Consider the following 6,417-nt stretch of genomic DNA (forward strand, 5'->3'; position numbering starts at 1 on the left):
GTTGACGCCCGCGACACCAAGCTCGGTGCCGAGGAAATCACCCGCGACATCCCCAACGTCTCCGAAGAGGTCCTTGGCGCCCTCGACGAGCGCGGCATCATCCACATCGGTGCCGAGGTTGAGGCAGGCGACATCCTCGTCGGCCGTGTCACCCCCAAGGGTGAAACGGAGCTCACCCCGGAGGAGCGCCTGCTGCGCGCCATCTTCGGTGAGAAGAGCCGCGAGGTCCGCGACACCTCCCTGAAGGTGCCCCACGGCGAGTCCGGAACCGTCATCGGCGTGCGCATCTTCGACCGCGACAACGACGACGAGCTGCCCCCGGGCGTCAACCAGCTCGTCCGCGTCTACGTTGCGCAGAAGCGCAAGATCACGGACGGCGACAAGCTGGCCGGCCGCCACGGCAACAAGGGCGTCATCTCCAAGATCCTGCCGATTGAGGACATGCCGTTCCTCGAGGACGGCACCCCCGTCGACATCGTCCTGAACCCGCTGGGTGTTCCGGGCCGCATGAACGTCGGACAGGTCCTGGAGATCCACCTGGGCTGGGCCGCCAAGCAGGGCTGGAAGATCGAAGGGGAGCCCGACTGGGTCAAGAACCTTCCGAACCTGCCCCGCGAGGTCGCCTCGACCACCGTCGCAACCCCCGTGTTCGACGGCGCCACCGAGGACGAGATCGTCGGTCTGCTCAACTCGACCAACGTGACCCGCGACGGCCAGCGCCTGATCGGCGAGTCCGGCAAGGCGCGCCTGTTCGACGGCCGCTCCGGCGAGCCGTTCCCGGACCCGATCTCCGTCGGCTACATGTACATCCTGAAGCTGCACCACCTTGTCGACGACAAGATCCACGCACGCTCCACCGGACCGTACTCCATGATCACGCAGCAGCCGCTGGGTGGTAAGGCGCAGTTCGGCGGACAGCGCTTCGGTGAGATGGAAGTCTGGGCCCTCGAGGCCTACGGCGCCGCCTACACGCTCCAGGAGCTCCTGACGATCAAGTCGGATGACATCCACGGACGCGTCAAGGTCTACGAAGCGATCGTCAAGGGCGAGAACATCCCCGAGCCGGGCGTGCCGGAGTCCTTCAAGGTGCTGATCAAGGAAATGCAGTCGCTCTGCCTGAACGTGGAAGTCCTCTCCACCGACGGTACGACGATTGAGATGCGTGACTCGGATGAAGAAGTCTTCCGGGCCGCGGAAGAACTGGGCATCGACCTGTCACGGGCCGAGCCGAGCTCTGTAGAAGAGGTTTAGGCGCGGACCCGGTGTTCGAACGCGGCCAACGAAATTTCGGCGGCCGCGGGCGGCCTTGAAATATTAAAGGCCGCTTCCTCGAACACCGGCCCGGCCCGGCGGGGGCAGGTAAAACTGCCGCCGTTCCAGGCGCCGGGCCGGACACCCGGGCACCCGCTGTGAACTTTTCACCGCACCCTCACAAGACTTCAAGAATTTAGAGAACAAAGAGAGAACAGGGACCATATGTCCAGCGAATCCTCCTTCGGCCTCATGCGAATCGGCCTTGCCACCGCGGACGAAATCCGCGGCTGGTCTTACGGCGAGGTCAAGAAGCCGGAAACCATCAACTACCGCACGCTCAAGCCCGAGAAGGACGGCCTCTTCTGCGAGAAGATCTTCGGCCCTTCCCGTGACTGGGAGTGCTACTGCGGCAAGTACAAGCGCGTGCGCTTCAAGGGCATCATCTGTGAGCGCTGTGGCGTCGAGGTCACCCGTGCCAAGGTGCGCCGCGAGCGCATGGGCCACATCGAGCTCGCCGCTCCCGTCACGCACATCTGGTACTTCAAGGGTGTTCCCTCACGCCTTGGCTACCTGCTTGACCTTGCACCGAAGGACCTTGAGAAGGTCATCTACTTCGCTGCCTACATGATCACCTCGGTCGACGAAGAGAACCGTCACGCCGAACTGCCGAACCTCCAGGCCGAGCACGACCTTGAGAAGAAGCAGATGATCGACCAGCGCGACTCCGACATCGCCGCCATCGCCAAGGACCTTGAGGACGAGCTTGCCCGCCTCGAGGGAGAAGGCGCCAAGGCAGCCGACAAGAAGAAGGCCCGCGACTCCGCGGACCGCCAGATGGCGAACGTGCGTAAGCGCGCCGACGCCGACATCGAGCGCCTGGTTCAGGTGTGGGAGCGCTTCAAGACCCTCAAGGTCGCCGACCTTGAGGGCGATGAGGGCCTCTACCGCGAACTGCGCGACCGTTACGGCCTGTACTTCGAGGGCTCCATGGGTGCCGAAGCGATCAAGAAGCGTCTTGAGAACTTCGACATGGCCGGCGAGGCCGAGATGCTCCGCGACATCATTCAGAACGGCAAGGGCCAGCGCAAGACGCGTGCCCTGAAGCGCCTGAAGGTCGTCAACGCGTTCCTCACCACCACCAACAGCCCCCTCGGCATGGTGCTGGACGCCGTCCCGGTGATCCCGCCGGAACTGCGCCCGATGGTCCAGCTCGACGGTGGCCGTTTCGCGACGTCCGACCTCAACGACCTGTACCGCCGCGTCATCAACCGGAACAACCGCCTCAAGCGCCTGCTCGACCTCGGTGCCCCCGAGATCATCGTGAACAACGAAAAGCGCATGCTGCAGGAAGCCGTTGACTCCCTGTTCGACAACGGCCGCCGCGGCCGTCCCGTCACCGGGCCGGGCAACCGTCCGCTGAAGTCGCTCTCCGACATGCTCAAGGGCAAGCAGGGACGCTTCCGCCAGAACCTTCTGGGCAAGCGCGTCGACTACTCGGGCCGTTCCGTGATCGTCGTCGGCCCGCAGCTGAAGCTGCACCAGTGTGGCCTGCCCAAGCAGATGGCGCTGGAGCTCTTCAAGCCGTTCGTGATGAAGCGCCTGGTTGACCTCAACCACGCGCAGAACATCAAGAGCGCCAAGCGGATGGTCGAGCGCTACCGCCCGCAGGTCTGGGACGTTCTCGAAGAGATCATCACCGAACACCCCGTGCTGCTGAACCGTGCACCTACCCTGCACCGCCTCGGCATCCAGGCGTTCGAGCCCCAGCTGGTTGAAGGCAAGGCGCTTCAGCTCCACCCGCTGGTGTGTGCTGCGTTCAACGCTGACTTCGACGGCGACCAGATGGCAGTGCACCTGCCGCTGAGCCCCGAGGCCCAGGCGGAGGCGCGCATCCTGATGCTCTCCTCGAACAACATCCTGAAGCCCTCCGATGGCCGCCCCGTGACCCTCCCGTCACAGGACATGATCATCGGTCTGCACCACCTCACCACCAAGCGTGAGGGCAGTGCGGGCGAAGGCCGCGTGTTCACCAGCCCCGCCGAGGCCATCATGGCGCACGACGCCGGCGAGCTGCACCTGAACTCCGTGGTGCGCATCCGCGTTCCCAACTTCGTCCCCAGCGCGGACACCGCCGCGCCTGAGGGCTGGGAGCCGGGCACCCCGGCGCTGATCGAGACCTCCCTCGGGCAGGTCCTGTTCAACGAGACGCTGCCCGAGGACTACCCCTGGGTCGAGAAGGTCGCCGACAAGGGACAGCTCTCCACGATCGTCAACGATCTCGCGGAGCGCTACCCCAAGGTCGTCACCGCCGCGACGCTGGACAACCTCAAGGACGCCGGCTTCTACTGGGCCACGCGCTCCGGTGTCACCGTCGCCATCTCCGACATCTCCGCGCCGATCAACAAGGCCGGAATCATGGAGGGCTACGAGACGCAGGCCGCCAAGGTCCAGTCGCAGTTCGACAAGGGCCTGATCGCCGACGAGGAGCGCCGCCAGGAGCTCATCGACATCTGGAACAAGGCAACCAACGAGGTGGCCGCCTCCATGCGCGAGGCCATGCCGAAGGACAACACCATCAACCGCATGGTGTCCTCCGGTGCCCGTGGTAACTGGCTGCAGGTCCGGCAGATCGCCGGTATCCGTGGCCTGGTGGCGAACCCCAAGGGTGAGATCATCCCGCGTCCGATCAAGTCCTCCTACCGTGAGGGCCTGTCGGTGCTGGAGTACTTCATCGCGACCCACGGTGCCCGTAAGGGCCTCGCGGACACCGCGCTGCGTACGGCGAACTCGGGTTACCTGACCCGCCGTCTCGTGGACGTGTCCCAGGACGTCATCGTCCGTGAGGACGACTGCGGCACCGAGCGCGGGCTGAAGGTCACCATCGCGGTGCCCGACTCCAACGGCGAGCTGGTCCTGCACGAAGAGGTCGAGAACTCGGCGTACGCCCGTACGCTGGCCACCGACGTCGTCGACTCCAAGGGCGAGGTGCTGGCGCCTGCCGGCTCCGACGTCGGAGACGTCCTGATCGGCGAGCTGTTCGCCGCGGGTGTCACCGAGATCAAGGTCCGCTCCGTGCTGACCTGTGAGTCGAGCGTCGGAACCTGCGCCCTCTGCTACGGCCGTTCGCTTGCGACCGGCAAGACCGTGGACATCGGAGAGGCCGTCGGCATCATCGCCGCACAGTCCATCGGTGAGCCCGGCACGCAGCTGACCATGCGTACCTTCCACACCGGTGGTGTTGCCTCGGCCGAGGACATCACCCAGGGTCTGCCCCGTATCCAGGAGCTCTTCGAGGCGCGTACCCCCAAGGGTGTCGCCCCGATCTCCGAGGTCGCAGGGCGCGTCACCATCGAGGATGCCGAAAAGCAGCTTCGCCTGGTGGTCACCCCGGACGACGGCTCGGAGGAGATCGCGTACCCGGTCCTGCGCCGTGCACGCCTGCTGGTCGCCGACGGCGAGCACGTCGAGGTCGGGCAGCAGCTCGTCTTCGGTGCGGTCGACCCCAAGCAGATCCTGCGTATCCTTGGCCCCCGCAAGGCCCAGGAGTTCCTGGTGGACGAGGTTCAGCGCGTGTACCGCAGCCAGGGTGTTGGCATCCACGACAAGCACGTGGAAGTCATCGTCCGGCAGATGCTGCGCCGCGTGACCGTCATCGAGTCCGGTGAATCGGATCTCCTTCCCGGAGAGCTGGCCGAGCGCCGCCGCTTCGAGGACGAGAACCGCCGCGTGGTGTCCGAGGGCAAGAAGCCGGCCTCTGGCCGTCCCGAGCTCATGGGCATCACCAAGGCCTCACTCGCCACCGAGTCGTGGCTGTCGGCCGCTTCCTTCCAGGAGACCACGCGCGTACTTACGCAGGCCGCCATGGAAGGCAAGAGCGATCCGCTGCTGGGCCTCAAGGAGAACGTGATCATCGGTAAGCTCATCCCGGCCGGTACCGGCCTGGACCGCTACACGAAGATCACGGTCGAGCCCACCGAGGAAGCCAAGGCCAACCTCTTCACCGGTCCGAGCGCGTTCAGCGACTTCGACTACGCCGGCGTCGAGGGCGGAATGAACCCCGAGTTCCACGCCATCCCCCTGGATGACTACGACCTCGGAAACGACTTCCGCTAGGAAGCCCACGCTGCGCAAGCAGCGGTAGAACAAGGCGAAGGCCCCGGACCCGAAACGGTCCGGGGCCTTTCCCGTTCCGGGTGCTAGGGTCTGGTATCCGCGGGTCCGGGGCCTCCGTTCGCCGCCCGGCCGCCGTCGTCGTCCCTGTTCCAGGCGCCGCCGTCAGCGGGGCATCCCGCCGCCTCGACCCGCGTGTTTCCGGGCCCGGGCGCCGGGAGCGGCGCGGCCGCGGCCCAATCTCTGATAGACTTGACCTCAATTGTTTGTGTGGCAGTGGATTGGCGTTGCGAAACGTATCTCCGTGTTGTAGGGATCTTGTACAACGAATGCCACATTTTTGCACGCCTACGGTCGTTTTGCGGCAGCTTGTCAGGCGGCGCCAAACGACTGAGAACCCCCGCTCACGGGTGGTCCGCTGCCCACGTGGTTCCGGATGACCGCAGGGTCGGGCTAACAGAGAACTCATCCGAGACATTACGGAGAACACGAAAGTGCCTACGATTAACCAGCTGGTCCGTAAGGGCCGGTCACCGAAGGTCGCCAAGACCAAGGCGCCCGCACTGAAGGGCAGCCCGATGAAGCGCGGCGTCTGCACCCGCGTCTACACGACCACCCCGAAGAAGCCGAACTCCGCGCTCCGCAAGGTTGCCCGCGTGCGTCTCAACGGCGGCATCGAAGTCACCGCCTACATCCCCGGTGTTGGGCACAACCTTCAGGAACACTCCATCGTGCTGGTGCGCGGCGGACGTGTGAAGGACCTTCCGGGTGTCCGTTACAAGATTGTCCGTGGGGCGCTGGATACCCAGGGCGTCAAGAACCGTAAGCAGGCCCGCAGCCGCTACGGCGCAAAGATGGAGAAGAAGTAATATGCCTCGTAAGGGCCCGGCCCCGAAGCGGCCGCTCGTTGTAGATCCCGTCTACGGTTCCCCCCTGGTCACTCAGCTGATCAACAAGGTTCTCGTCGACGGCAAGAAGTCCACCGCCGAGCGCATCGTCTACGGTGCACTCGAAGGCGCACGCGCCAAGTCCGGCGGCGACCCCGTCGCAGCA

The 6,417-nt window shown here is 65.2% G+C and carries 2 protein-coding genes and 2 pseudogenes; all 4 read left to right on the top strand.

Annotation, left to right across the window (positions count from 1 at the left end; translation table 11 throughout):
* A pseudogene (locus QZX79_RS14900) lies at positions 1 to 1,251 on the top strand (DNA-directed RNA polymerase subunit beta); the annotation flags it as partial.
* Between the two features lie 225 nt (positions 1,252 to 1,476).
* On the top strand, positions 1,477 to 5,367 hold the full coding sequence (locus QZX79_RS14905) for a DNA-directed RNA polymerase subunit beta' (RefSeq protein ID WP_294569399.1): 3,891 nt from the start codon (positions 1,477 to 1,479) through the stop codon (positions 5,365 to 5,367).
* A 491-nt stretch (positions 5,368 to 5,858) separates the two neighbouring features.
* Positions 5,859 to 6,233: a 30S ribosomal protein S12 gene (gene rpsL, locus QZX79_RS14910; RefSeq protein WP_120164735.1), complete on the top strand. Its 375-nt coding sequence runs from the start codon at positions 5,859 to 5,861 to the stop codon at positions 6,231 to 6,233.
* A gap of 1 nt (position 6,234) precedes the next feature.
* Positions 6,235 to 6,417, top strand: a pseudogene (locus QZX79_RS14915) (30S ribosomal protein S7); the annotation flags it as partial.

This window comes from uncultured Arthrobacter sp., assembly GCF_902805515.1.
Lineage (GTDB): Bacteria > Actinomycetota > Actinomycetes > Actinomycetales > Micrococcaceae > Arthrobacter_D.

Coding starts and splice junctions, on each gene's coding strand:
- QZX79_RS14905 (WP_294569399.1), top strand. CDS start 1,477: ATGTCCAGCGAATCCTCCTTCGGCCTCATGCGAATCGGCCTTGCCACC.